Here is a 24,262-nt window from a genome sequence, read left to right as displayed (position 1 = left end):
GCGTATCGAGCGGAGGGGGCGCCTCCGGCGCCAGCGCAGAGCGGGGAAGAGACCGACGTCCTTGGGTGGAAGGGTCTCGATACGCCCTTGCGGGGCTACTCGACCAGCATGTCTGCGGGCGACTGTTCCCAGTAAATCCACCGTGGTCAGAAGACGAGTCTGCAGACCCGTCCTGCTGGTGACGGCGGGTCTCGATACGCCCCTGCGGGGCTACTCGACCAGCATGACGGGGCGCAGGCGCGTCCTCTCCCTCATCACAGAGACGCGAAGCGGCTTCGCTGCTGCGGCTGCTCGACCAGCGTGAGGCGCGAGCCGCGCGCGCGTCCTACTTCTTGGCCTTGGCGGCGGCCTTGGCCGCCTGCTTCGTGGCGCGGACCTCGGCGAGGGACTCGGGGGAGACGATGTCGGCGACCGAGCGGAACGAGTCCTCCTCGCCGTAGGCGCCGGCGGCCTCGCGCCAGCCCTCGCCCTCGAAGCCACGGCGCTTGCCGAGCAGGGCGACGAAGATGCGGGCCTTCTGGTCGCCGAAGCCGGGCAGTGCCTTGAGGCGGGCGAGCACCTCGCGGCCGTCGGGGTCGTCGCGGGTCCAGATCGCCGAGGCGTCGCCGTCCCAGTCGTCGACGATCGCACGGCAGAGGGTCTGCACCCGGCCGGCCATGTTCGCCGGGTAGCGGTGGATCGCCGGGGGCGTCCGGGACAGCTCCGAGAAGCGGTCCTCGTCGAAGTCCGCGATCGCGGCCGCGTCGAAGGACGACCCCTCCTCGGCCAGGCGCTGCTCGAGCTTCAGCGGCCCCGAGAACGCCGTCTCCATCGCGACCTGCTGATCCAGCAGCATCCCTATCAGCAGGGCGAGCGGGTCGCGGGTGAGCAGCGCGTCGGCGTCGGCGTCGTCGGTGATGTGCAGGGCGGAGTCGGCGGTCATCCTCCAGGGATACCACGGACACCGGCGTCGCTGCCGAGCAGAGCGCGGACCGTCCGGTCGATCGTGCTCAGCGCGGCGGTCAGCTCGAGATCGCTCGCGCTGCCGTAGCCGAGGACCAGCGCCTCCTCCTCCGCGCGGTCGGCCAGGGCGTAGTCGTCGAGCGGAGCGACGAGGAGCCCCTCCGCCGCGAGTGCCGCGACGACCGCCCTCGCCGTGAGCGGCGCGGGCAGCCCGAGCACGACGTGCAGCCCGCCGTCGAGTCCACGCGCCGAGCCCCAGTCGATCGCCTCGGAGAAGTCGCGGACCAGCCCGCGACGGTGAGCGTAGCGGCGCCGCGAGCGGGTGAGGTGCCGCCGGAAGCCGCCGCCCGCCATGAACGCGGCGAGCGCCTCCTGCGTCGGGCCCGAGACGGAGGCGTCGCGCTCGGCGTCGATCTCCCGCACCGCCCCGTGCAGCCACGACGAGGGCGGCAGCGCCAGGTAGGCCACCCGCAGCCACGGCGACACCGTCTTCGAGAACGAGCCGACGTGCGCCACTCCCCCGCCGCCGTCGAGCGACGCGAGCGCCGGCAGCGGTGCGCCGACGTAGCGGAACTCGCTGTCGTAGTCGTCCTCGATCACCAGCAGCCGCTCCGTCGCCGCGCGGCGCACCAGCTCGAGCCGGGCGGCGAGCGCCAGGCGCCCTCCGGTCGGGTACTGGTGCGAGGGCGTGACGACCACGACGTCCGCGCCGCTCGTCGCGAGCGCGTCCAGGTCGATGCCGTCCGCGTCGACCGGCACCCCGACGACCTCGTGGCCCTCCGCGCGCAGCCGCCGCCGCACCGCCGGGTAGCCCGGGTCCTCCACCGCGACCCGCACCGGCCGGCCGAGCGCAGCGGCGGCCGCCCGCACCAGCAGTGCGACGGCGTCCGCGGTCCCGCTCGTCACGAGGACGTCCTCCGCCTCGACGTCGATCCCGCGCGAGCGCCGCAGCTGCTCGGCGATCCGCGTCCGCAGACCCGCGTGCCCCGCCGCCGACGGCAGCTCCGAGGGCGGCGCCGAGAGCGCCGGCCGCCAGGCGGCCCGCCACTCCGGCCCGTCCAGATCACGCGTGTCCGGGCGCCCCGGCCGCAGATCCAAGCGGGCCGTCGCCGGCATCACCGCCGGCTCCGCCCGCGCGACCCGGGACCGGATCGGCACGACCACCCCGTCCGCCGCCACCGTCACCGCCGCGCGCGGATGCGCCACGAGGTAGCCCTCGCCGACCAGCTGATCGACCGCCGCGACGACCGACCCGCGCGAGACGCCGAGCTGCTGCGCGAGCACCCGGCTGGAGGGGATGGCGTCCCCCGCCCCGTAGCGGCCGTCCAGCACCGCCGCCCGCAGCGCCTCGGCCAGCCCCGAGCGGACCTCTCCGCGCTCCGGCACCCGCAGCAGCAGCGGCACCTCGAGATCACCGGACGCCATCGACTCCCCCGTTCTGGACCACTCGACCCGTGGCTCCCTGGCATTCTCGCAGATCCAGTGCGGACGCGATCCTCGGACCATGGACACCCTCGACACCACCGACCGCACCCGCGTCACCCGGCTCCGCGACCGCCAGGTCCTCGACCGCGGCGCCCTGGACGCCCTGCTCGACGAAGCGCTGATCGCGCACGTCGCCGTCGTCCGCGACGGAGCCGCGATCGTGCTGCCGATCCTCTTCGCCCGCGACGGCGACGACCTCCTCCTGCACGGCTCGAGCGGCGGCGGCCTCCTGCGCGAGGCGGCGCGCGGCTCGCTGCTCACCGTCGCCGTGACCCTCGTGGACGGCCTCGTCGTCGCCCGCTCCGCCTTCGACAGCTCGATGAACTACCGCTCCGCGATGATCCTCGGTCGAGCCGAGCCCGTCGAGGGCCCCGGCAAGGCCCGTGCCCTCGATCTGCTCACCGAGCGCTTCCTGCCCGGCCGCCCCGCCGAGACCCGCCCGAGCACCGCCCGCGAGATCGCCGCCACCCTCGTCCTCCGCCTGCCCCTCGCCGAGGCGAGCCTCAAGATCCGCGCCGCCGGCCCCTCTGACGACGACGCCCAGACCCCCGGCGTCTGGGCGGGCACCGTCCCCCTGGTCACCCGCACCCTCCCCGCGGCGCCGGCCCCCGGCTCCGCTCCCGAGCCGCCCGCGTCCGTGAACGCCTTCACCAGCACGGTCGACAGCACGGTGCCGCCCTTCCGCTGATCCCGCACCGTCCTGGGAGGACGAGTCTGCAGACCCGCCCCGCTGACGACGCGGGTCTCGATACGCCCCTCCGGGGCTACTCGACCAGCATGGTTGCGCCCTTCCAGGGCTGCTCGACCAGCATGCTGGGGCCCTCCGCCGAGCACGAGGCGCGGGTGCGGTGCCTCGTCGCGGCTCCTGGCTCGGGGCGGGCGCGCCGCAGGCGCGCGGGAAGGAGCCGCGGCGAGGTACCGCACCCGCGCCGTCACGAAGTGACGCGCCCCGAGCCGCCCCCGCGCCGTCGCGAAGCGACGCGCCGAAGTGGACCCTACTTCGTGTCCTGCCTCGGGAACACGACCTTCTGCACCACGATGATCACCGACGCCGCCACGGGGATCGCCACGAGGGCCCCCAGCACGCCCGCGAGCGTGCCGCCGGCGACCGCCGCAATGACGACGACGGCGCCGGGCACGGACACGGCGCGGTTCATGATCCGCGGGCTGAGGACGTACGCCTCGACCTGCATGTAGACGAGGTAGTAGATCGCCGCGACGAGCGCCGTCACCGGCGAGGCGAGCAGGCAGGCGAGCGAGATGATGACGGCGCCCGAGATCGTCCCGACGAGCGGGATCAGCGAGCCGAGGAAGGCCACGCAGGCCAGCAGCGCCGGCACCGGGCCGCCGATGATCAGCAGCAGGATGAAGGTCAGCACGCCGTTGACCGCCGCGAGCGAGACCTGGCCCACGACGTAGCGGCCCACCGCGCCGGTGATCTCCTCGCCGACCTCGCGCGCCTTCGGGCGGTGGGAGGCGGGCGCGAAGCGGTAGGCGACCGACTTCATCGAGCGCAGCGAGGCGAGGAAGTAGAGGGTGAGGATCAGCACGATGATCGCGCCGGTCACGCCGCTCGCGATGCCGCTGCCGACCGCGAGGATGCCGCCGCCGAGCGAGAGCAGGTTGTTCGGGTTGCCGATGAAGCTCTGCACGTTGCCGATGAGCGAGTCGACGTCGACGACGCCGCTGAGCTGCCGCTCCAGGTCGAGCACCCACGGCTGCGAGGCGATGTCGGAGACGATCCGGGGAGCGCTCGTCACGAAGATGGTGAGCTGCTCGATCAGGATCGGGATGATGTAGAGGAGCAGCCCGGCGAAGATCAGCAGCACCGAGGCCAGCACGATCGTGATCGCCAGCGCGCGCGGGATCCTCTTGCTCTCCAGCCAGGAGACGAGCGGGTCGAGGCCGAGGGCGAAGAACAGCGCGACGAACACGTAGGTGAGCACCGTGCCCAGCGAGACGACGAGCCCGCCGACCACGAGGGCGACGAGCACGCCGAGACCGCCGAAGAGGCCGATCCGGAACGAGCGGATGGTGAACTGCGGTCGCTCAGGGTCGCTCGACACCACGATGTCGGGTTCGACGACGGGCTGGGCCGGCGCGGCGGCACGCCGGCGGGAGCGGGCGAAGGCGCGCGGGGTGATCATGCGTCGAGCGTAGCGGGGCGCGGACGGCCGCCCGCGCCGCGGGAGAAGGCTTGACGGACGGGCGCCGGAGGTGTGGCCGGCCGTGTGGCCGGCGGCCCGCTCAGTGCTCGGGATCGTGCTCGTCGACGGCGGCGTCGTCGCGGTGCAGCTCGGCGTGCCGGTCCCACTCGGCGAGCAGCTGCTCGATCGCCGCGTGGAAGCGGGCGGTCGCGGCTCCGGGGCTCGTGTCGCCGAAGTAGTGGGCGACCCAGCGCTCGAGGCGCTCGACCGCCGTCTCGTCGTGCTCGACGCTCTCGAGCCGAGCGACGATCGCGGCGGCGTCCTCGGCGCGGAGCCACTCCGCATCGCCGAGGTAGCCGGACTCGTCGACCTCGGCCGCCGGGCTGATCGGCCGGGTGACCAGCAGCGGTCGGCCGGTCGCGAGCCGGTCGTAGACCATGGCCGAGACGTCCAGCACCGCGATGTCGGCGGTGAGCTGCCAGCCGAGCTCGGCGGAGGTGTCGTGCACGTGCCGGGCCGCCGGGTCCGCCGCGTTCGCCGCCGCGATCAGCGCGACGATCTCTCGGTCCGCCGCCCCGTAGGCCGAGTCGACGGCGCCGCTGCGCGGGTGCGGCCGGTAGACGAGGCGGTAGCGGGGGTCGGCCAGCAGGGCGCGGGTGAGCGCGACGCCGTGGGTGCGGATCGAGCCGTAGCCGGCGGCGGGGCGGTCGCCCTCCCAGGTGGGGGCGTAGAGGACCACCCGACGCCCGTCCTCGGGGTACGGGGTGCGGCCCGAGACGTGGTCCGCCTGCGGCCGGCCGATGGCGAGGGCGCGCTTGTCGAAGTCGAAGTCCCAGAGGACGCGGCGCAGGCGCGCGAGCGCGGCGTCGCCGGCGATGAAGCTGTAGTCGTAGGCCTTGAACTGGTTGGTCGTCATGTACATCTTGTCGCTCTCGCCATGGTTGACGAAGACGTGCCAGCGGCGCCCGTAGCGCATCATCTGGAAGTTGCGCGCGTTCTGGTTGACGTAGAGGACGATCCGCAGCGGCTGCTCGTCGATGGCGGTCTCGAGGTCGGCGACGGAGCGCACGTGCGCGACCGGGAGCGGGCTCTCGCGCAGCAGCGCCCGGGTGGCGGTGGCGTTCCGGGAGAGGAGGACGACCGGATGGGTCTTCGCGAGCTCCTGCAGCGGCGCGTACCACTGGCGCAGCTGGTAGAGGTTGATGTCGCCGTCGGCGAAGTAGACGCCGATCTCGAAGACGCCGGGCGTCAGCGGCGCGCGGGCCGCGAGCTCGCGGGCGACGTCGCGGCGGGCCCGCCGCGCGGTCAGCAGGTCGCCGGCCACTCCGCGCGCCAGCGTCGCGTCCCGGAGCAGGCGGGAGAGGACGGCGCGGGGTGCGGGTGTCATCGGACCAGGCTACAAGCCGGGGTTGAGCATGCTGATCGAGTAGCCCGCGCAGCGGGCGTATCGAGATCCACCGCGGCCTGAAGGTCGGCTCTGCAGACCGGCCTCCGTGTGACGGTGGGTCTCGATACGCCCCTCCGGGGCTACTCGACCAGCATGGATCTTCGGGGCTACTCGGCCAGCAGGTGAGGGGCCGGGGTCACGCGCAGCCAGACGAACTGCAGGGGGGCGAGGCGGAAGCCCTCGCGGAGGTCGACGGCGATCTCGGTGACCAGGTCGACCGCCTCGGGGGCGAAGCCGCCGAAGCGCTCCGGCGCGACCTCCTGCGCCTCGTCGGAGACGTTGGCCAGAACGAGCACGGCCTCGCCGTCGCCGGGGCGCTGGTAGCCGAGCACGTGGTCGTTGACCGCGTCGAAGACCGTGAGCGCGTTGCCCGCGAAGAGGTCCGTCCGCTTGCGGATCGCGATCAGGTGCAGGAGCCCGCCGAAGATCTCGGCCGCGTCGGCCCCGGGGGTCTCGCGCTCGGCGTAGCGCTCCGCGGGCCGCCGCGGGCGGTTCACCCAGCGGGAGTCGCCCGCGGTGCTCGGGTCGTCCAGGTAGCCGTGGTCGTTCAGCTGTCCCACCTCGTCGCCGAGGTAGAGCAGCGGCAGACCGCCGGTGCTGAGGGCGATGGAGTGCGCGAGCAGCACCCGGTCGATCCCGTACGGGTCGCCGGCCTCGACGCCCGCGAGCGAGGCGGTCGTGCCGGACACCCGGCGGTCGCCGGTGCGCGGGTTCTCCTGGAACGGCACGCCCCGGGCGAAGGTCCCCTCGAAGCGGTCGGTGTAGAAGTCGTTGAGGAAGCGCCGGTGCCCGGCCGCGTCGATGCCGAGCTCGGCGGCGTCCTCGTCGGCGAAGGTCCAGCCGATGTCGTCGTGCCCGCGGACGTAGTTGACCCACGCCGTCCCGGTCGGCAGCGCGTGCCGCCGCTCGAGCGCCTGGGCGAGCAGCCGGACGTCACGGGTCGCGAGCGCCTCCCAGGTCAGCGCCATCTGCAGTGGGTTGTAGGAGAGCTGGCACTCCTCGAGGTCGATGTACTCGATCACCTCGTCGGGGTGCACGATCGCCTCGGACTTGAACAGCAGCGACGGCGCCGCGAGCCGGCAGACCTCGTTGAAGGCGCGCAGCAGCAGGTGCGCCTCGGGCTGCGACTCGCAGGTGGTGCCGAGCTCCTTCCAGATGAAGGCGACCGCGTCCATCCGCAGCGCATCGACGCCCTGGTTGGCGAGGAAGAGCATCTCGCCGGCCATCGCGCGGAAGACCTCGGGGTTCGAGTAGTTGAGGTCCCACTGGTAGCGGTGGAAGGTCGCCCACACCCAGCGGCCGTCCTCGAGCTGCACGAAGGAGCCGGGGTGGTCGTCGGGGAAGATCTCGCGGGTGGTGCGCTCGAAGGCGTCCGGCTGCTCGCGGTCGGGGTAGATCCAGTAGTAGTCCTCGTAGCGCTGCTCGCCCGCGAGCGCCTTCCGCGCCCACTCGTGCTCGTTCGAGGTGTGGTTGAAGACGAAGTCGACGACGAGCGCGATGCCGTGCTCGCGCAGCTCGGCCGCGAGCAGGCGCAGATCGTCCATGTCGCCGAGGTCCGGGCGCACGCGGCGGTAGCTGGACACCGCGTAGCCGCCGTCCGACTCCCCCTCCGGAGCGTCGAAGACCGGCATCAGGTGCAGGTAGTTGAGCCCGATCTGGCGGAAGTACGGGATCTCGGCGCGCAGCCCCGCGAGGTCGCCGGCGAAGCGGTCGACGTAGCAGACGCCGCCGAGGGCCTTGTTCGAGAGGAACCAGTCCGGGTGCTGCCCGCGGGCACGATCGAGCGCGCGCAGGTCCTCCGGACGCTCCTGCCAGGAGGCCGCGGCGAGCTCGACCAGGGCGACGATCTGCTCGACGAGGTCGTCGCGACCCGCGTAGACCGCGGCGAGCAGGTCGACCAGCCGCGGGAGGCGGGCGTCCAGGCGCGACTGGAACTCGGGATCGGCGACCGGTCCGCCGAGGGCGTCCACGCGGGAGCGCACGTCCGCGATCAGGTCGTCGGGGGTGGGCACCGGCTCGTCCAGCACTGCACCGGGCAGAGCTGTCGAGGGGGGCTGCGTCGAATCGAACACCGTCGTCCTTCCGAGGGGCGTCCGCCCGGCGGGGGGCGGATTCCCCGATGCTAGACGATCGGGGGACGCCCGGCGACCGTCATGCGCAGCAGCGTCCGGCCTGCCAGAATGCGGCGCTCCCCGGGGTCGGCGGTCCAGCCCTCGCGCCAGCCGGCGAACCAGGCCCGGAGCGCCGCACGGTCGTTCCGCCAGCGCAGGCACTGGATGGCGGTCCACGAGCCGACGTAGGCGAGCGCCAGCGGAGCCGGCAGCGAGCGGCGGGCGAGCCACACCCGGTTGCGGGCGTTCAGCCGGTAGTAGTCGGCGTGCCGGGTCGGCTGGATCACGGGGTGCTGCGCGACGAGCTCGCCCGCGTACCAGGTGCTGCGGCCGGTGTCCCAGACCCGCCAGGCCAGCTCGATGCCCTCGTGCGCGTAGAAGAAGGGACCGGCCCAGCCGCCGGTCTGCTCGAAGACGTCGCGGCGCAGCACCACCGCGCCCTCCCAGACCGAGAAGACGGGTCCGGAGCGGCGCGGGTCGCCCTTGAGGATGCGCGGGGTCCAGCGCCGGGGCGCGGGTGCGCCGTCGACGCTGTCGACCCGCGGCTGCACCATGCCGATCCGCCGCGGCGAGGCGAGCAGCGCGATCGCGTCGCGGAGGAAGCTCGGCGAGGGCACGCGCGCGTCGTCGTCGAGGAAGAACAGGTACTCGCCCGCGACGGCCGGCACACCGGCGTTGCGACCGGCCGGGATGCCGAGGTTCTCCGGGAGGGCGAGCGCGCGGACGCCCTCGGGCAGTCCCTCGGGCACCCAGCCGTTGCCGACGCAGACGACGTCGAGCTCGACGCCCTCCTGGGCGAGGACGCTCGCGAGCCCGGCCGCGAGGTCGTCGGGGCGCGTGCCCCGGGTCAGGACGACGACGCCGACGCGCGGCAGCCCGCCCGGCTCAGGACCGGACACGCTTGGACGCCATGATCGCGACGAAGTGGCCGACGAGCGCGAGGAGCGCGAGCGGCAGCAGCGCCGACACCAGCACCCGGTCGACCGTTCCAGCGCCGACGACCAGCCCGACCAGGCTCGCGGCGAAGGCCAGCATGGTCAGCTCGACCGAGTGGTACAGCCGGTGGAACGGCAGGAACCGCGCGGCACGGCGCAGGCGCGCGAGAGCGGAGGAGGACGGCGTCGCCTCCCCCTTCGTGTCGGCGAGCTTCGTCAGCCCGGCGTTCGCCCGGGCGACGTGCACCATGTCGTTGAGCGCCTTGTTCAGCACGATCACGAGCGCGAGCGCGAGGCCGATCGACGTCCAGAGGAAGTCCTCCGGAGCGTCGAAGGGGATCCCGGCGGCGCGCAGTCCGAGCGCGATCGGGATCAGCGACTCGGTCGTGTAGTGGCCGACCTTGTCGAGGAAGACGCCGGCGGGCGACGAGGTGCGGCGCCAGCGCGCGACCTCGCCGTCGCAGCAGTCGACGAGCATCTGCAGCTGGCCGAGGATCAGCGCGAGGGCGGCGCCGGCGATCCCGGGGATCAGCAGCGCCGCGGCAGCGCTCCAGCCCACGAGGATCATCAGCCCGGTCACGCCGTTGGCCGAGATCGAGGTGCGCAGCAGCTGCATGGTCAGGTACGGCGAGAAGCGGCGCAGGTAGAGCGACGCCGTCCAGTGCTCGGCGTTGCGCCGTCCGCGGACCTCGGGCGGCTGGGCGACCGCGCGGAGCTCGGCGATCGATCGCGGTCTGGCGGTGCTGGTCATGCGTCCCTCGCGGAATCGGCGGCGGAGTCGGCCGCGGGGTGGTGGCGGTGCGCCGCGATGTTGCTGGTGAGGCCCGCGAAGCCGAGCACGAATCCGGTGCCCCAGGCCACGTGGATGCCGGGGATCACGACGAGGAACCACAGCATGGCGCGCGGTCCGTCGACGCGGGCGACGGCGATCGTGGCCGCCGCCACGAGGGCGAGGTAGCCGACCGGGACGACGAGGCCGATCAGCAGCCAGGGCGCGGCGCCGAGCAGCGCCTGCAGCGCTCCGGCGACCCCGGCGAGCAGGCCGAGGGCGAGCAGCGCCACGAGGACGGGGGGTGCGAAGTAGCGGAGGGACCGCGAGGCCGGGAACAGCCGGGTCAGCTCGCCCCGCCACATCCCGGTGGAGAGGAACTGCCGCAGCAGCGCCCGCATCGACGGCCGGGGCCGGTAGGTGACGGTGAGCCGCGGGGTGAACCAGACGAGGCCGCCCGCCTCGCGCAGCCGGCGGTTGAGCTCCCAGTCCTGGCCGCGCTTGAAGCGCTCGTCGAAGAGCCCGGCGCGCTCGAGGGCGGAGCGGCGGAAGACGCCGAGGTACACGGTGTCGGCCGGGCCCTCCTCGCCGCCGACGTGGTGCGGGGTGCCGCCGAGGCCGATCCGCGAGCCGTAAGCCCGGGCGACGGCGCGCTGGAACGGCGTCAGCCCCTCGGCCGCCATCACTCCGCCGACGTTCGCGGCGCCCGAGCGCTGCAGCGCCTCGACGGCGATCCGCGCGTAGTCCGGCGGGAGGACGGAGTGCGCGTCGACGCGGACGACGACGGGGTGCCGCGAGGCGCGGATCGCGGCGTTCAGCCCGGCGGGAGTCGAGCCGACGGCATTGGCCACGACGCGGATCCGCTCGTCGGCCGCGCTGAGCTCGGCGACGAGTCGCTCGGTGCCGTCGATGCTGGGCGCGAGCGCGAGGACGACGTCGAAGGGCCCGGTGTAGTCCTGAGCCAGCAGGGAGTCGACCGCCGCCCGCACGTGGGAGACCTCGTTGAGCACGGGCATCACGTAGGAGACGCCGGGCAGATCGGGGAGGTCGTCCGTCGGGGTCTCGGGCTGCATGGGTCCAGTTCGTGAGGCGGGGCCGGGCGTCCTGGCCGGACGCGGGCGCCCCACACTACCAGCGGGTCGCGCACCGCCCCGCGGACGCGGAGCAGCCCCCGGGGACGGATCCCCGGGGGCTGCCGCTCACTGCTCAAGGAGTCAGCTGGTGGCCATGGTGCCGAGCGTGACGTCGACCTCGAAGGTCTTGCCGCTGCGCACGTAGGTCAGCTTCACATCGGCGTTCGCGGCCTGCGCGCGCACCTGGGCGGTGAGGTCCGAGGCGCTCGTGATCGGCGTCCCGGCCACTCCGGTGACGATGTCGCCCGCGGCCAGGCCGGCGGCCTGCGCAGCACCGCCGCTGGTCACCTCCTGGATCTTCGCGCCGAGGACGTCCTGGGTGGAGTCCGAGACGCTCGCGCCGAGCAGGCCGTGCGTGGCGGAGCCGTTCGCGATGATCTCCTTCGCGACGCGCTCGGCGATGGCACTCGGGATCGCGAAGCCGACGCCGATGTTGCCGGACTGCCCGCTCGAGCTCGAGGACTGCCCCGCGCTCGCGATCGCCACGTTGACGCCGATCAGCTCGCCGTCGCTGTCGAGCAGCGCGCCGCCCGAGTTGCCGGGGTTGATCGCCGCGTCCGTCTGGATGACGGGCAGCGAGATGGTGCTCGTGGCCGGCGTCTGCTGGGTCTGGCCGGGGATGTCGAAGTTGAACGGGCTCTCGGTGCTGCCGCTCGAGCTGTCGCCCGAGTCGTCCGGGGCGGCGGAGGAGGCGACCTGGATGCTCCGGTTGAGCGCGCTCACGATGCCGTCGGTGACGGTGCCGGAGAGGCCCAGCGGCGCGCCGATCGCGACGGCGGTGTCGCCGACGTTGACCTCGGTCGAGTCGGCGAAGGTCATCGGGACCAGGTCGGTCGCGTCGGCCAGCTTGATCACGGCGAGATCGAGCGTCGGGTCGGTGCCGACGATGGTCGCGGTGAAGATGCGGCCGTCCTGCGTGGTCACGGTGACCGCGCCGTCCGAGATCTGGCCGTCGAGGGTGACGACGTGGGTGTTGGTGAGGACGTAGCCGTCCTTCGAGAGCACGATGCCCGAGCCGGTGCCGGACGAGGAGCTGCCGGCGACGGCGATCGTCACGACGCTCGGGGTGGCCTTCGCGGCGACGGCGGTCGCGGTGGTCGCGTCCTCGGCGTTGTTCACCGTGATCGTCTGCGAGCCGCTCGAGGAGACGACGCGCGTGCCGGCTCCGTTGGAGGCGGACCAGAGGCCGAAGACGCCGGCCCCGGCGACTCCGCCGACGACCGCGCCGATGGCGAGGGCCGCGACGACGCCGACACCGGCGCGGCGCTTGGTCGCGGTGGGCCCGACCGGGGGCTGGCCGCCGCCGAACGAGCCCTGCTCGCCGACGGGCGGCTGCTCGGTGCTCTGCACGGTGTGCGCGGCGGGAGGGGCGAACTGGCCGTAGCGCGGGGTCGGCGCGACCGGCTGGGCCTGGTTCCCCTCCGCCGAGTTCGACGTGTAGGACGGGAGGGGCTCGGTGGGCCCGGTGGACGACGACGGCGCTCCGGTGCCCAGGGGGGTGGTGGGCTGTCCGGGGGTGTGCTCGCCGGAGATGGGCTGGTTCGCCTCGTGGCGGCGATCCTCCGGCGTGCGGGGATCCTCCGGCTGACGAGGACCGTCGTGACTCTCGGTCATGGGTGGTGCTCCTTCCAAGCGGGGATAGCTTGACCAGGGAACCTGTGCGTTCCTTATGACGCGCCTGCGAGCGGCACGCCAATGCCCGCCGGTGCGCCCGCGGGGCCCCAGCCGCCAGACTGGCGGGGTGAGCATCCCCGGATCCTGGACCCGCGCCGCCTCCGGCGCCGGTCTTCTCGGCCCGAGCGGCGAGGTCGCCGCCACCGTCTTCAGCGAGATGAGCGCCCTCGCCGCGCGGACCGGGGCGATCAACCTCGGCCAGGGCTTCCCGGACGAGGACGGCCCGCAGGAGGTGCTCGAGGCGGCGCGCGCGGCGATCTCCGCGGGCCTCAACCAGTACCCGCCGGGGCCGGGCTTCCCGGTGCTCCGCGAGGCCGTCTCGGCGCACCAGCGGCGGTTCTACGACCTCGCCGTCGACCCGGACGGCGAGGTGCTGGTCACCACCGGCGCCACGGAGGCGCTGGCGGCGACACTGCTCGCGCTCCTGGAGCCCGGCGACGAGGTCGTCACCTTCACTCCGCACTACGACGCCTACGGCGCGCTGATCGCCCTGGCCGGCGGCGTGCACCGCACGGTCCCGCTGCGGGGAACCGACTTCCACGTCGATCACGAGGAGCTGGCGGCCGCCGTCACCGACCGGACCCGGGTCATCCTCGTCAACGACCCGCACAACCCGACCGGCTCCGTGCTGCCCGCTGAGACCCGGGAGCTGATCGTGCGGCTCGCGCACCGGCACGACGCGCTGATCGTCACCGACGAGGTCTACGAGCACCTGCGCTTCGACGGCGGCCACGTGCCGATCGCGACGCTGCCCGGCGCCCGGGAGCGCACGCTCACCGTCTCCTCCGCGGGCAAGACCTTCAGCACCACCGGCTGGAAGATCGGCTGGATCACCGGGCCGCGCGCGCTGATCACCGCGGTGCTCGCGGTGAAGCAGTTCCTCACCTACGTCAGCGGGTCGCCGTTCCAGGGCGCGGTCGCCGTCGGCCTCGGGCTGCCCGACGCGTTCTTCACCGGCATCGCGGCGACCCTGGAGCGCAAGCGCGACGTGCTCTCCGCGGGACTCGCGGCGGCCGGCTTCACGGTGTCGCCGTCGGCGGGGTCGTACTTCGTCGTCGCGGACGCGGCTCCGCTCGGCTGGGACGACGGGGTCGCCTTCTGCCGGGCGCTGCCCGGGCTCGCCGGAGTGGTGGCGGTGCCGGTTTCGGCCTTCTGCAGCGCCGAGGACGCGGACGCCTACCGCTCGCTGGTGCGATTCGCGTTCTGCAAGCGCTTCGAGGTGCTGGACAGCGCGGCGGAGCGGCTAGCGGGACTCGCGCGCCGCGGCTGACCGGCGGCCGGCCCGGACGGGGCGGACCTCGAAGCGCCGCAGCGCGAGCGCGGGGTTCTTCTCCCGGGCCGCGGCGATGCGCTCCTGCGAGAGCCAGGCGACCGCGACGTCCTCGACCTCGCCGAGCGTGGCGATCTCGACACCCATCGGGTCGACGATCATGCTCGTCCCGACGCCGATCGGCGGGGTCTGGTCGGCGGCGACGAGGTAGATCGTGTTCTCCAGCGCGCGGGCGGTGACCAGGGTGCGCCAGTGCGCCTCCTTGAGCGGGCCGCGGACCCACTCGGCGGGGGCGGCGACCACGTCGGCGCCCGCGTCGACGAGCCAGCGGGTCACCTCCGGGAAGCGCAGGTCGTAGCAGGTCTGCAGGCCGACGACGAGGCCGCCCACCTCGAAGGTCTGCGGCACGCCGATCTCGCCGGGCGCGACCCAGTCGGACTCGGTCTGGCCGAAGGCGTCGTAGAGGTGCAGCTTGCGGTAGGTGGCGACGACCGCTCCCCCGGGCTCGACCGCGACGAGGGTGTTGGCGATCCGCTCGCCGTCGTCGACGGACTCGACCATGCCCGCCACCAGGTGGACGCCGAGCTCGCGCGCGATCTCGCCGAGTCCCTGGACGAACGGGCCGTCGAGCGCCTCGCCCGCGGCGACGAGCTCGGGGCCGAGCGGGTCGACGAAGAACGAGCTGTACTCGGGCAGGACCACGACGCTCGCGCCGCGCTGAGCGGCGATGCCGGCGAGGCGGCGGATCACCGCGAGGTTCGCCGCGCGGTCGTCGCTCGGAGCGAACTGCGCGACGGCGAAGCCGACGGCCGCCGCGCTCGCGGGCCGGGCGGCCTTGCGCGTGGAGGCTCTGCGCTGCGCCGCCATCAGCTCGGCGGGTAGAGGAAGAGCGGGACGCTCGAGGCCGGGATCGTCCGCGCGTGGTACGCGTGGTCGTTGCCCCAGTTGTACTCCTCGAGCGAGACGGTGCCGTCGCCGTTCACGGACTGCACGTAGGCGACGTGGTTGCCGTTGAACCAGGCGACGGCGCCGGGGACGGGCGTCGTGCTGGTCTCCCAGCCGTGCGAGGCCCACTGGCCGGCCCAGGCGTAGGCGCTGCCGCCGCCCGGGGTCAGGTTGCCCCAGGTCCACTTGAACGGGGCGCCGGTGGAGCCCTGGTCGCGGTTCAGGCGCCAGGCGACGAAGTCGACGCACTCGCGGTAGTAGTAGCGCAGCGGCGAGAGCCCGCCGCCCTGGTCGTCGGTCAGCGCGTCGCGCCAGGGGTAGTCGTCGCCCTCCTCGCGGGGGGTGACGGAGCTGCTGGTGCCGCCCGAGCGGCTCGGGGAGGCGGCGGCCGAGGACGTGCCGGAGGCCTCCTCGGCTGCTGCGGCAGCGGCGGCAGCCGCGGCATCGGCGGCAGCCTTCTCCGCGGCGGCGGCCAGGGCGCGCGCCTGCGCGGCGGCCTCGTCGAGCTGCGCCTGCGTCGGGGCGGTGAAGGAGTCGCGGATGACCCGCTCCTGCACGGCGGTCGACGCGACCGTGAGCTTCTGGTTGCCGAGCGCCTGGATGCGGGCGGCGGCCTCGATCGCGGCCTGCGAGTCGGGCGCGGGGTCGAAGGAGTAGGCGGGCAGCGCCATCACGGCGACCATGCCGGCGATCGCGGCGGCCGCGACCGTGCTGACCGTCGTGCGGAGGACGCGACCGCGGCGGCGGCGGACGGGCGCCACCGTCGCGAGGACGGGTGTGCGCACCGCGACGGGGGCGACGGGCACCGGGCGGGTGCGGCGAGTCGGACGCTGAGCCTGTGCGGCGGATTCGGCGTCCCGCCGGCTCCGGCGGGTGAGGTGGATCCCCTCGCTCGGGGACCCGTCCCGGGTCGCTCCTGCGGTCTCGTCCACCTGTTCGTCGCTCACACCAGCACCCTTCGCATCCCGGACGAGGATAGCGTGCGCCCCGGCCCGACACACCGAGCGACTCGGGGCTCCCGCGGAGTGGGCCCCTCCCGCTGATCGAGTAGCCCGCGGAGCGGGCCCCTCCCGCTGATCGAGTAGCCCGCGGAGCGGGCGTATCGAGATCCACCGGCGTCAGAGCGACGAGTCTGCAGACCCGCCCTGCTGGTGACGGTGGGTCTCGATACGCCCCTGCGGGGCTGCTCGACCAGCACGCAGGGCCTGGCCGCGGACAAACGGTCAGTGGAGCGGCGCTCCGTGTCGAGCAGCCCGCGGAGTGGGACCCTCATGCTGATCGAGTAGCCCGCAGAGCGGGCGCATCGAGATCCACCCGTCACGGGGCGACATCGACCGCGCGACGTCGACGGGCCTACTAGCGCAGCTCCTTCTGCCAGCGGCGCAGGGCGCGGTTCAGCTGCTCGAACGTCATCGTGAGCACCGCCTCGGCGGCGCGCTCGTCGAGAACGCCGCGGGAGGCGGCGGGGAGCTTGCTCGCGGTGGCGCAGATCGCTTCTGCCGCCTCCCAGACGATCCGTGCCTCCGCAAGCAGGGTGCGGGTGAGCGGGAGGTGCTCCACCAGCAGCTCCCCCTGCTCGAGGCGACGCGCCACGTCCCGCTCCGAGAGGCCCGTCCGCGCTGCGAGCTCTGCACGTATCGAGCGCTCGAGGAGGTCGCGGGTCGTGCCGTGGGCCAGTGCGGGTGAGGCGAGGGCCCTGCGGTGCCCGGTGTGGAGCACCTCGACCGAGGCGAGCCGCAGCGCAGCGGCGGCACGGCCGTGGGCGGCGGCGCTCTCGAGATGGGCGCGCATGGAGGCTCGGAGTTCTTCTGCTGTCTGGTGCTCTGTCATACGAGCACTGAACCAGGCAGGACGACCATCGAGCCGGGGCCGAGGCTTCTCTTGGATACGTCGGGTGCGAATCAGGGTCTGTGGAGGAGAGGGCGACCGCACCCTCAGCGATGGTGGGTCTCGATACTCCCTGCGGGCTACTCGACCAGCACGCAGTGGGGACGGGACTCCGGCGCTCTCAGATCGAGTAGCCCGCGGAGCGGGCCCACCATGCTGATCGAGTAGGCCGCGCAGCGGGCGTATCGAGATCCACCGGCGTCAGAACGAGAGTCTGCAGACCCGCCCTGCTGGGGACGGTGGGTCTCGATACGCCCCTGCGGGGCTGCTCGACCAGCATGCTGACGGCGGAGTAGCGTCGCGCGCAGGACGCGGCGACGGCGCTGCGCGGACGGGAGTGCGGTCATGATCAGGAGCGAGCGGGCCTTCAGCGGGTTCAGCGTGCAGGACGTCGAGGCGGCGAGGGCGTTCTACGGCGACGTTCTCGGGCTGGAGGTGTCGGTCAACGCGATGGGGATCCTCGACATCGCCCTGCCCGGCGGCGGGAGCGCCATCGCCTATCCGAAGCCGAGCCACGTGCCGGCGGAGTTCACGATCCTCAACTTCGCCGTCGAGGACGTCGACGCGGCGGTCGCGGCGCTCAACGGCTCCGGCGTCGTCACCAAGATCTACTCGGACAGCGAGATGCCGACGGACGAGAACGGCGTGATGCGCGGGCGGGGGCCGACGATCGCCTGGTTCCGCGACCCGTCCGGCAACGTGCTCAGCGTCATCGACGCGGCGTCCTGACCCGTGCACAGCCCGCGTTAACGACTAAAGCCGGCCGCTTTCGCGACCGGCTTCCGTCTTCTTGTTGCGGGGGCAGGATTTGAACCTACGACCTCTGGGTTATGAGCCCAGCGAGCTACCGAACTGCTCCACCCCGCGTCACAAGAAGAGACACTACACGGGGATCAGGAGCGATGCAAATCGAGTGGGCACCCGGAGCAGGCAGTGCCGTGCTCGGCGGCTCAGACGAACTTCGTCGCCGTCCAGGCGACACCGTCGAGGGCGCTCACGGCGACCTCGAGACCGGTCGCCCGGAGGGCCTCCGCGACGTCCTCGCCCGAGCGCTCCCAGGTGCGCACCGCCGGGTCGTCGACGCGCGGTCGCGCCTGCGCGCCGATCACCGCGGTCCCACCCGGTGCGACGAACCACTCGACGACACGCGCCCACTCCTCGAGGTCGGGGAGCCAGGCGACCGCGTCCAGGGTCGTCACGACGGCGTCGAAGGCGTCGGGCTCGGGCAGCATGTGCCGCAGCTCGTAGACGTTGGCGCAGACGAAGCGGGTCCGCTCGGCGAGACCGCGCTCGCGGGCCGCCTCGCGGGCCAGCCGGATCGCCGGCATCGAGAAGTCGACGCCGATGACGTCCTCGCCCCGCTCGGCGAGCGGGAGCGCGTCGCCCCCGGCGCCGCACTGCAGGTGCAGGACCCGCGCCCCGGCCGGCACCGCCGCCCCGAACGCCCGGAGGGGCGCGCCGTCACCGGCACGCCCCTCCCAGTACTCCCGGTTCGGATCGAGCCACTCCCCTGCGCGCAGGTGCTCGCCACGATCGACCTGGACCATCGGCCTACTGCTGCCCCTCGGCCGCCAGCGCCCGCTGGAGCGCCTCGGTGAGCTGCTCGTCCGCCGCCGCGAAGGCGGTCAGGTCGCCGGCCTTCAGGGCGGTCTCGCGGGCGGCGAGAGCCGTGCTCGCGTCGCTCAGAGCGGCCTGGAGCTCGGTCTGGTCGCCCGTCGGAGCCGTCCCGCCGGTGCCCGCGTCGCCGGTCCCGGTGTCGCCCGTGCCCGGATCCGCCGTGTCGGTCGGCGTCGGGGTCGGAGTGACCACCGTGCCGGTGTCACCGGCGTCCGCTCCCGAGTCGCCGCCGAAGAGGCTGTCGAGGGCGGCGTCGAGGGTGTCCTCGAAGGCGATGTCGTCACCGAAGGCGACGAGCACCTTCTGCAGGAGCGGGAAGCTCGTGTCGCCGTTCGAGCTGACGTAGATCGGCTGCACGTAGAGCAGTCCGCCGCCGACGGGCAGGGTGAGCAGGTTGCCACGGGTCACCGTGGTGTCGCCGCGCTGGAGCAGTGCCAGCTGGTTCGCGACCGTCGGGTCGGTGTTGAACGCGTTCTGCACCTGACCGGGGCCGGGCACCGTGTCGTCGCTCGGCAGCTCGAGCAGCCGGAGCGTGCCGTAGCCGTCGGCCACCGCGCCCTCCGTCGAGCCCGCATCCGAGTCGGCGACGAGGTAGCCGGTGAGCACGTTGCGGCTCGCCGCGCTGCCGGGTGTGCTCGCCGGGATGTACGTGGAGTACAGCGAGTACGACGGCGTCTCGACGTCGGGCGTCTGGAGCGTCAGGTAGTACGGCGGCTGCAGCGTGTCCCCGCCGCCGACGGCGGCCGTGCTCGCTCCACCCGAGTTCGGGTCGTTCGGCGTGGACCAGGCGGCCTCGCGCGAGTAGAACGAGCCGGCGTCGGTCACGTGGTACGTGCCGAGCACGGCGCGCTGCACCTTGAAGAGGTCCTCCGGGTAGCGGACGTGGCTGAGCAGGCCGGCCGACATCTCGCTGATCGGCTCGACGGTGCTCGGGAAGATCTTCTGCCAGGTCTGCAGGATTGGGTCTTCGGTGTCCCAGGCGTAGAGCGTCACGCTGCCGTCGTAGGCGTCGACCGTGGCCTTGACCGAGTTGCGGATGTAGTTGACGTCGTCGGTCGGGAACTGCTGCTGCGTGTTGGTGTCGGCGATGGCCTGCGACAGGCTCTGCACCTCCGAGTACGGGTAGTCCGCGGAGGTGGTGTAGCCGTCGACCACCCAGACGACGCGGCCGTCGACGACGGTCGGGTAGGCGTCCGAGTCGAGCGTCAGGTACGGGGCGACCTTCTGGACGCGCTGCACCGGGTCGCGGTCGTAGAGGATCTGCGACTGGTCGTTGACGCCGTCCGACAGGAAGATCTGCTCGGACTGGAACTTGATCGCGTAGACGAGCTTCTTGAAGACGTTGTCGAGCGAGGGGCCGCCGTTGCCGTCGAAGGTCGTGTAAGTCTGCTGCTCGCCCTCGGTGCCCGAGGGGTAGTCGAGCTCGATGTTGCGGTCGCCGTCGCCGCCGACGATCGAGTAGCCGGGCGAGTTCTCGCCGAAGTAGATCCGCGGCTCGTAGTCGCCGAGGTCACCGGTCGTCGGGACGCCGGACTCGATGAAGACCGGCTCGCCGTCGGACGAGCGCTGGTTGCCGTACGCGGCGACCAGGCCGTAGCCGTGGGTGTAGACGAGGGTCTGGTTGTACCAGGTCTGGTTGGTGCCGAGGCCGTTGAGGTTCAGCTCGCGGACGCCGACGACGGCGTCCTGCGTCGAGCCGTCGATCGAGTAGCGGTCGACGTCGAGCGCGTTCTGCTGGTCGCCGAAGGAGTAGTACTGGCGGAACTGCTGCAGCTGCGAGAACGCGTCGGTCACGACGGCGGGGTCGAGGATGCGGATGTTCGCCGTGGTCTCCGCGTCGGAGCGCAGGGCGCCCGGCTCGGCGTCGGTGGTCGCGTCGTACGGGATGACCTCGACGTCGGAGACGCCGTAGGCCTGCCGCGTCATGTCGATGTTGTCCTGGATGTACGTCGACTCGAGCGTGCGCTCGTTCGGCTCGACCTGGAACTTCTGGACGACCCACGGGTAGAGCGACCCGACGAGCAGGCTCGCGACGATGAGGAGCGCGGTGCCGATGACGGGCAGGCGCCAGCGGCCGATGAAGGCCGTGATGATGAAGAGGACGGCGATCAGCGCGGAGATGGCGGCGAGGATCTGCAGGCCGGGGATCGTCGCGTTCACGGAGGCGTAGGTCGCGCCGGTGATCCGGGTGCCCTGGCGGCTGAGGGTCGCGTACTGGTCGAGCCAGAGGCTGACCGCCTGCACGAGCAGGTAGAGCGCCGCGATGATCGCGAGCTGGATGCGCGAGGACTTCGAGATGCGGATCTCGCGGCCGTTGATCCGGATCGCGCCGTAGAGGTAGCCGGTGGCGAGGGTGGCGAGCGCCGAGATGATGAGCACGGCCGAGGCGAAGCCGACGATGCTCTGGTAGAAGGGCAGCTCGAAGAGGTAGAACGACGTGTCGAGGCCGAACAGCGGATCGACGTCGCCCGAGGGCGTGCGGTTCCAGAAGGTCAGGCTCGTCTGCCACCGGGTGGAGGAGGAGACGCCGGCGAAGAGGCCGAGGACCGCCGGGATTCCGAAGGTGGCCAGGCGCCGGAGCGGCTCGACGACCTGCTGGTAGCGGTCGATCTGCGAGTTGAGCTTCGCGTAGACCGGGCGCAGCCGGTAGGCGAGCGTCAGGCTCACGAACACGGGGACAGCCATCGCGACGAAGCCGATGACGAAGAGCCCGCCCGCGGCGAACCACTGCGTCGTGAGCACCGAGAGGAACCCGAGCTGGTCGTACCAGAGGATGTCGGTGTAGAGACCGGCGAAGACGAAGAACGCCACCACCAGCACGGCGACCACCACGACCGTGACGGCGAGAACGCTCCGTCTCTTGCGCGGCGGGGCTTCGGTTGCTGCAGAACTCACGGATAAGCCTCTTGATGTGGAGATGTGACGGGAGGCTCCCCATGGTAGGCGACGACCAGCGAGGGGACCTGAGCGTCGCCCTCAGGGAGCGGCCCCGCCGCTCCGCCCTGAGCGGACAGGGCGGCTCGGGCGGGCGGTGGATCTCGATGCGCCCGCTGCGCGGGCTACTCGATCAGCATGCCGCGGTCGTTCGGCGACTCGGTGGCCGCACTTGCTGGTCGAGTAGCCCCGCAGGGGCGTATCGAGACCCGCCGCCGTCAGTTGATGGGGGTCGCGCCGTCGCAGGTCGGCAGGGCGTCGGTGTCGCCCGCGGCGACGCCCTTCAGGGCGGCGAGGGAGTCGTCGAGGGTGGCGACGCTGAAGACCTGGAGGCCGTCGGGCACGTGGCCGACGACCTCGTTGCAGTTGTCGGCGGGCGCGAGGAAGTACTGCGCGCCCGCGTCGACCGCGCCGAACATCTTCTGCCGGATGCCGCCGATCGCGCCGACCTCGCCCGCGGCGTCGATGGTGCCGGTCCCGGCGACGGAGGCGCCGCCGTTCAGCGCGCCCTCGGTGAGCTTGTCGATGATCCCGAGCGCGAACATCATCCCGGCGCTCGGCCCGCCGACGTCGTCCAGCTGGATGTCGACCTCGAACGGGAAATCGAAGGCCGCTCCGGCGACGATGCCGATCACGGCCGCTCCGTCGTTGTCGACCGGGGTGACCTGCACGTCCTGCTCGGCCCCGCCGCGCTCGACGGTGAGGGTGACCGGCTGCTGGGTGCCCGAGGCCTGGACGGCGGCGCGGAGCGCGGTCACATCGGCGACCGGCTCCCCCGCGACGGCGACGATCTCGTCGCCGGTCTCGAGCGCGCCGGCGGCGGGAGAGTCGTCCGGGATCTGCACGACCGAGACGCGCTGCCCGATCGGATAGCCGAGCTCCGTGAGCGCCGCGGCGATCGCCTCCTGCTGCGAGTCGGTCATCTCGGCCTGGTTCGCCTGGTCCCGCTCCTCGACGGTGGAGGACGGCGGGAAGATCTGCGCGACGGGCACGACGGCCTTGGTGCGGTCGAACCAGGCGGTCGCGACCTCGATCCAGGTCGGCAGGCTCTGCGGGTTGCCGACCACCGAGACGGTCAGCATGTCGAGAGTGCCCTCGGTGGGATAGGTCGTCTCGTCCGGGATGGAGATCAGCGGAACGTCCTCGCCGCTCGTGCCGAGGGTGTCGAAGACCGGGCCCGGCTGCTCGATCACGTAGGGGGCGGGGGTGACGCCGAGCCCGACGACGAGTGCGACGCCGGAGAAGAGGACCGCGGGCCCGACCCAGGCGCGCCGGCCGCGCGGGGAGGAGGGGCGCGGGTCGACGGAGAACAGCAAACGGGGGCCTCTCTGGGGACGTGCGGGGCGGCGGCGCCGGCGTGTTCGCGGCGGGCGGAAGCGGGTCGGGGCCGGGCGGTCGACTTCACGTCGTGGCTCCGGACGCTCGGGCTAACGTAGCTTGCACGACTGGGAGTCGTGTCACGATCCGTCGCCCGAACCGGGTGTGCAGAGGCCGGCTCCGTGCGATGAGAGAGGGCTCCCCGAATGGCCGAAGGCGACAACGCGGACCGACCGGGCGGCGGCTCGGAGGACGAGTTCCGCGACATGCTCCGGCAGTTCCTCTCGGGGAACGGCCCGATCGACCCGAGCCAGCTCGCGGGCGCCGCCGGTCTGCCGAACGATCCGGTCGCTCTGCAGAACCTGCTCTCGCAGCTGCAGAGCGCGATGCAGCAGTCGGGCGGCGGGATCAACTGGTCGCTCGCGCTCGAGCAGGCGAAGCAGCTGGCGCGCGCCGAGTCGGTCCCGGTGACCGACGCCGTGCGTGCCCCGCTCGACGGCGCCTTCGGCGTCGCGGCGCTCTGGCTCGACGAGGTCGCGTACGTCTCCGAACTGAGCCGTCCGCCGCGCACCATCAGCCGGCTCGAGTGGATCTCGCTCACGATGCCGGTCTGGACGCAGCTCGCCGAGCCGGTCGCCCTCAGCATCTCCGACGCGCTCACCGGCGTCATGCGCGACCAGGCGCCCGAGGAGATGAAGGCGATGATCGCCGGCGCCGAGGACATGATGCGCGGCATCGGCGGCACTCTCTTCGCCCTCCAGCTCGGCCAGGTGGTCGGCCAGCTGGCCGCCGAGGTCGTCTCCGGCGGCGACATCGGCATCCCGCTGCTCGAGGAGAACGACGCGGCGATCCTGCCGCAGAACGTCGCCGTGTTCGGCGAGGGCCTCGACATCCCGATCGACCAGGTGCAGATCTACCTCGCGGTGCGCGAGCTCGCCCACGCGCGGCTCTTCCGGCACGGCAAGTGGGTCCGGCTCGCCCTGATCTCGCAGATCACCGACTTCGCCCGGGGCATCACGATCGACACCACCCGCCTCGAGGAGCTGGCCGAGAACTTCGACCCGTCCAACCCCGAGGAGCTGCGCGACGCGATGACCTCCGGCGCGCTGATCCCGCCGAAGACCGAGGAGCAGCTCGCGGCGCACGGCCGCCTCGAGACGATGCTCGCCCTGATCGAGGGCTGGGTGGACGTGGTCACCGCCGCGGCGACCACCCGCCTGCCCAGCGCCGGTGCGATCGCCGAGACCGTCCGCCGCCGTCGCGCGTCCGGCGGGCCCGCCGAGTCGGCCTTCGCCACGCTCGTCGGCCTGGAGCTGCGGCCGCGCCGCCTCCGCGAGGCCGCCGCGATGTGGCAGGCCGTCACCGACGCGGTCGGTCCTGAGGCGCGCGACGCGCTCTGGTCGCACCCCGACGTGCTGCCCGGCTCGGACGACCTCGACGACCCGACAGCCCTCGTCGCGCGACTGAGCGCCGAGGCCCGCGGCGAGACCCCGGAGCCCGACGAGATGGACCGCGCGCTCGAGGAGCTGCTGAACGGGACGACGCCCGCGGCGCCGGCGGGCGAGCAGCCCGAGGCCGGCACCGACGGCGGCCGTCCGGACGACGACGGCACCGCTCCCACCGGCGACCGACCGGTCTGATCCTCGCGC

At 72.9% G+C, this 24,262-nt stretch carries 19 protein-coding genes and 1 tRNA gene; 4 read left to right on the top strand and 16 right to left on the bottom strand.

All coding sequences use genetic code 11. From position 1 onward, the window contains the following. Positions 1-325 precede the first annotated feature (325 nt). Together MT353_RS18260 and MT353_RS18255 are read right to left on the bottom strand one after the other, a co-directional pair. A complete protein-coding gene (locus tag MT353_RS18260; protein ID WP_243625531.1) occupies positions 326-922 on the bottom strand; it encodes an HhH-GPD-type base excision DNA repair protein in 597 nt (198 codons plus the stop codon). Continuing rightward, entirely contained in the window at positions 919-2,367 is a 1,449-nt protein-coding gene (locus MT353_RS18255) for a PLP-dependent aminotransferase family protein (protein WP_243598552.1), read from the bottom strand. Before MT353_RS18255 ends, MT353_RS18260 begins: the two co-directional genes overlap by 4 nt. Before the next feature lie 79 nt (positions 2,368-2,446). Here MT353_RS18255 and MT353_RS18250 point away from each other — a divergent pair, with 79 nt between their 5' ends. Further along, positions 2,447-3,115 carry a pyridoxamine 5'-phosphate oxidase family protein gene (locus MT353_RS18250; protein ID WP_243598551.1) on the top strand — a complete coding sequence of 223 codons (669 nt, stop codon included), beginning with the start codon at positions 2,447-2,449 and terminating at the stop codon, positions 3,113-3,115. 307 nt (positions 3,116-3,422) lie between these two features. Here MT353_RS18250 and MT353_RS18245 read toward each other — a convergent pair whose 3' ends face one another. The 7 genes from MT353_RS18245 to MT353_RS18215 form a co-directional block, all read right to left on the bottom strand. Further along, entirely contained in the window at positions 3,423-4,574 is a 1,152-nt protein-coding gene (locus MT353_RS18245) for an AI-2E family transporter (protein ID WP_123447566.1), read from the bottom strand. Between the two features lie 100 nt (positions 4,575-4,674). Next, positions 4,675-5,961 carry a CDP-glycerol glycerophosphotransferase family protein gene (locus MT353_RS18240; RefSeq protein ID WP_243625530.1) on the bottom strand — a complete coding sequence of 429 codons (1,287 nt, stop codon included), beginning with the start codon at positions 5,959-5,961 and terminating at the stop codon, positions 4,675-4,677. A 167-nt stretch (positions 5,962-6,128) separates the two neighbouring features. After that, positions 6,129-8,033, bottom strand: a complete 1,905-nt coding sequence (locus tag MT353_RS18235) for an amylosucrase (RefSeq protein ID WP_374204723.1) — start codon at positions 8,031-8,033, stop codon at positions 6,129-6,131. Positions 8,034-8,143: 110 nt separating this feature from the next. After that, complete coding sequence (locus MT353_RS18230) at positions 8,144-9,031, bottom strand: glycosyltransferase family 2 protein (RefSeq protein WP_243625529.1); 888 nt, start codon at positions 9,029-9,031, stop codon at positions 8,144-8,146. After that, a complete protein-coding gene (locus tag MT353_RS18225; RefSeq protein WP_243625528.1) occupies positions 9,018-9,818 on the bottom strand; it encodes a CDP-alcohol phosphatidyltransferase family protein in 801 nt (266 codons plus the stop codon). Before MT353_RS18225 ends, MT353_RS18230 begins: the two co-directional genes overlap by 14 nt. Continuing rightward, the gene (locus MT353_RS18220) at positions 9,815-10,909 is read right to left on the bottom strand and encodes a glycosyltransferase family 2 protein (protein WP_243625527.1); all 1,095 of its coding nucleotides are present in this window, start codon (positions 10,907-10,909) and stop codon (positions 9,815-9,817) included. The genes MT353_RS18225 and MT353_RS18220 overlap by 4 nt, the downstream gene beginning before the upstream one ends. A 141-nt stretch (positions 10,910-11,050) precedes the next feature. Next, positions 11,051-12,583, bottom strand: coding sequence for a S1C family serine protease (locus MT353_RS18215; protein WP_243625526.1), 1,533 nt, complete (start codon positions 12,581-12,583; stop codon positions 11,051-11,053). A 127-nt stretch (positions 12,584-12,710) separates the two neighbouring features. On the opposite strand from MT353_RS18215, the gene MT353_RS18210 reads away from it, so the two are divergent. Next, entirely contained in the window at positions 12,711-13,913 is a 1,203-nt protein-coding gene (locus MT353_RS18210) for a pyridoxal phosphate-dependent aminotransferase (protein WP_243625525.1), read from the top strand. Here the strand turns inward: MT353_RS18210 and MT353_RS18205 are convergent. From MT353_RS18205 to MT353_RS18195, 3 genes are all read right to left on the bottom strand, one after another. Continuing rightward, positions 13,887-14,780 carry a carbon-nitrogen hydrolase family protein gene (locus tag MT353_RS18205; RefSeq protein WP_243625524.1) on the bottom strand — a complete coding sequence of 298 codons (894 nt, stop codon included), beginning with the start codon at positions 14,778-14,780 and terminating at the stop codon, positions 13,887-13,889. The two genes, MT353_RS18210 and MT353_RS18205, sit on opposite strands and share 27 nt — an antisense overlap. Continuing rightward, positions 14,780-15,805: a CHAP domain-containing protein gene (locus MT353_RS18200; RefSeq protein WP_243625523.1), complete on the bottom strand. Its 1,026-nt coding sequence runs from the start codon at positions 15,803-15,805 to the stop codon at positions 14,780-14,782. The genes MT353_RS18205 and MT353_RS18200 overlap by 1 nt, the downstream gene beginning before the upstream one ends. Before the next feature lie 409 nt (positions 15,806-16,214). Continuing rightward, positions 16,215-16,649, bottom strand: coding sequence for a hypothetical protein (locus tag MT353_RS18195; RefSeq protein WP_243625522.1), 435 nt, complete (start codon positions 16,647-16,649; stop codon positions 16,215-16,217). 441 nt (positions 16,650-17,090) lie between these two features. Between MT353_RS18195 and MT353_RS18190 the strand changes: the two genes are divergently transcribed. Beyond that, positions 17,091-17,474, top strand: a complete 384-nt coding sequence (locus tag MT353_RS18190) for a VOC family protein (protein WP_243616371.1) — start codon at positions 17,091-17,093, stop codon at positions 17,472-17,474. A gap of 64 nt (positions 17,475-17,538) precedes the next feature. Here MT353_RS18190 and MT353_RS18185 read toward each other — a convergent pair. The 4 genes from MT353_RS18185 to MT353_RS18170 form a co-directional block, all read right to left on the bottom strand. Next, positions 17,539-17,612: transfer RNA gene (locus MT353_RS18185), tRNA-Met, on the bottom strand. Positions 17,613-17,695: 83 nt separating this feature from the next. Further along, positions 17,696-18,292 (bottom strand): bifunctional 2-polyprenyl-6-hydroxyphenol methylase/3-demethylubiquinol 3-O-methyltransferase UbiG, encoded by a 597-nt coding sequence (locus MT353_RS18180; RefSeq protein WP_243625521.1) that lies wholly within the window; start codon positions 18,290-18,292, stop codon positions 17,696-17,698. A gap of 4 nt (positions 18,293-18,296) precedes the next feature. Further along, positions 18,297-21,257: a UPF0182 family protein gene (locus MT353_RS18175; protein ID WP_243625520.1), complete on the bottom strand. Its 2,961-nt coding sequence runs from the start codon at positions 21,255-21,257 to the stop codon at positions 18,297-18,299. Between the two features lie 257 nt (positions 21,258-21,514). Next, positions 21,515-22,612 carry a PDZ domain-containing protein gene (locus tag MT353_RS18170; RefSeq protein WP_243625519.1) on the bottom strand — a complete coding sequence of 366 codons (1,098 nt, stop codon included), beginning with the start codon at positions 22,610-22,612 and terminating at the stop codon, positions 21,515-21,517. 207 nt (positions 22,613-22,819) lie between these two features. On the opposite strand from MT353_RS18170, the gene MT353_RS18165 reads away from it, so the two are divergent. Further along, a complete protein-coding gene (locus MT353_RS18165; RefSeq protein ID WP_243625518.1) occupies positions 22,820-24,253 on the top strand; it encodes a zinc-dependent metalloprotease in 1,434 nt (477 codons plus the stop codon). Positions 24,254-24,262: the final 9 nt, after the last annotated feature.

The sequence above is a fragment of the Rathayibacter sp. VKM Ac-2927 genome, from assembly GCF_022815525.1.
GTDB lineage: Bacteria > Actinomycetota > Actinomycetes > Actinomycetales > Microbacteriaceae > Rathayibacter > Rathayibacter festucae.
This window is presented reverse-complemented; position numbering and strand designations above follow the sequence as displayed.

What these genes read in the sequence shown, in the direction of transcription:
- MT353_RS18225 (WP_243625528.1), bottom strand. Translation starts at nt 9,818, where the DNA reads ATGACCAGCACCGCCAGACCGCGATCGATCGCCGAGCTCCGCGCGGTC.
- MT353_RS18195 (WP_243625522.1), bottom strand. Translation starts at nt 16,649, where the DNA reads ATGCGCGCCCATCTCGAGAGCGCCGCCGCCCACGGCCGTGCCGCCGCT.
- MT353_RS18180 (WP_243625521.1), bottom strand. Translation starts at nt 18,292, where the DNA reads ATGGTCCAGGTCGATCGTGGCGAGCACCTGCGCGCAGGGGAGTGGCTC.
- MT353_RS18165 (WP_243625518.1), top strand. Translation starts at nt 22,820, where the DNA reads ATGGCCGAAGGCGACAACGCGGACCGACCGGGCGGCGGCTCGGAGGAC.
- MT353_RS18245 (WP_123447566.1), bottom strand. Translation starts at nt 4,574, where the DNA reads ATGATCACCCCGCGCGCCTTCGCCCGCTCCCGCCGGCGTGCCGCCGCG.
- MT353_RS18205 (WP_243625524.1), bottom strand. Translation starts at nt 14,780, where the DNA reads ATGGCGGCGCAGCGCAGAGCCTCCACGCGCAAGGCCGCCCGGCCCGCG.
- MT353_RS18190 (WP_243616371.1), top strand. Translation starts at nt 17,091, where the DNA reads ATGATCAGGAGCGAGCGGGCCTTCAGCGGGTTCAGCGTGCAGGACGTC.
- MT353_RS18255 (WP_243598552.1), bottom strand. Translation starts at nt 2,367, where the DNA reads ATGGCGTCCGGTGATCTCGAGGTGCCGCTGCTGCTGCGGGTGCCGGAG.
- MT353_RS18250 (WP_243598551.1), top strand. Translation starts at nt 2,447, where the DNA reads ATGGACACCCTCGACACCACCGACCGCACCCGCGTCACCCGGCTCCGC.
- MT353_RS18260 (WP_243625531.1), bottom strand. Translation starts at nt 922, where the DNA reads ATGACCGCCGACTCCGCCCTGCACATCACCGACGACGCCGACGCCGAC.
- MT353_RS18215 (WP_243625526.1), bottom strand. Translation starts at nt 12,583, where the DNA reads ATGACCGAGAGTCACGACGGTCCTCGTCAGCCGGAGGATCCCCGCACG.
- MT353_RS18240 (WP_243625530.1), bottom strand. Translation starts at nt 5,961, where the DNA reads ATGACACCCGCACCCCGCGCCGTCCTCTCCCGCCTGCTCCGGGACGCG.
- MT353_RS18220 (WP_243625527.1), bottom strand. Translation starts at nt 10,909, where the DNA reads ATGCAGCCCGAGACCCCGACGGACGACCTCCCCGATCTGCCCGGCGTC.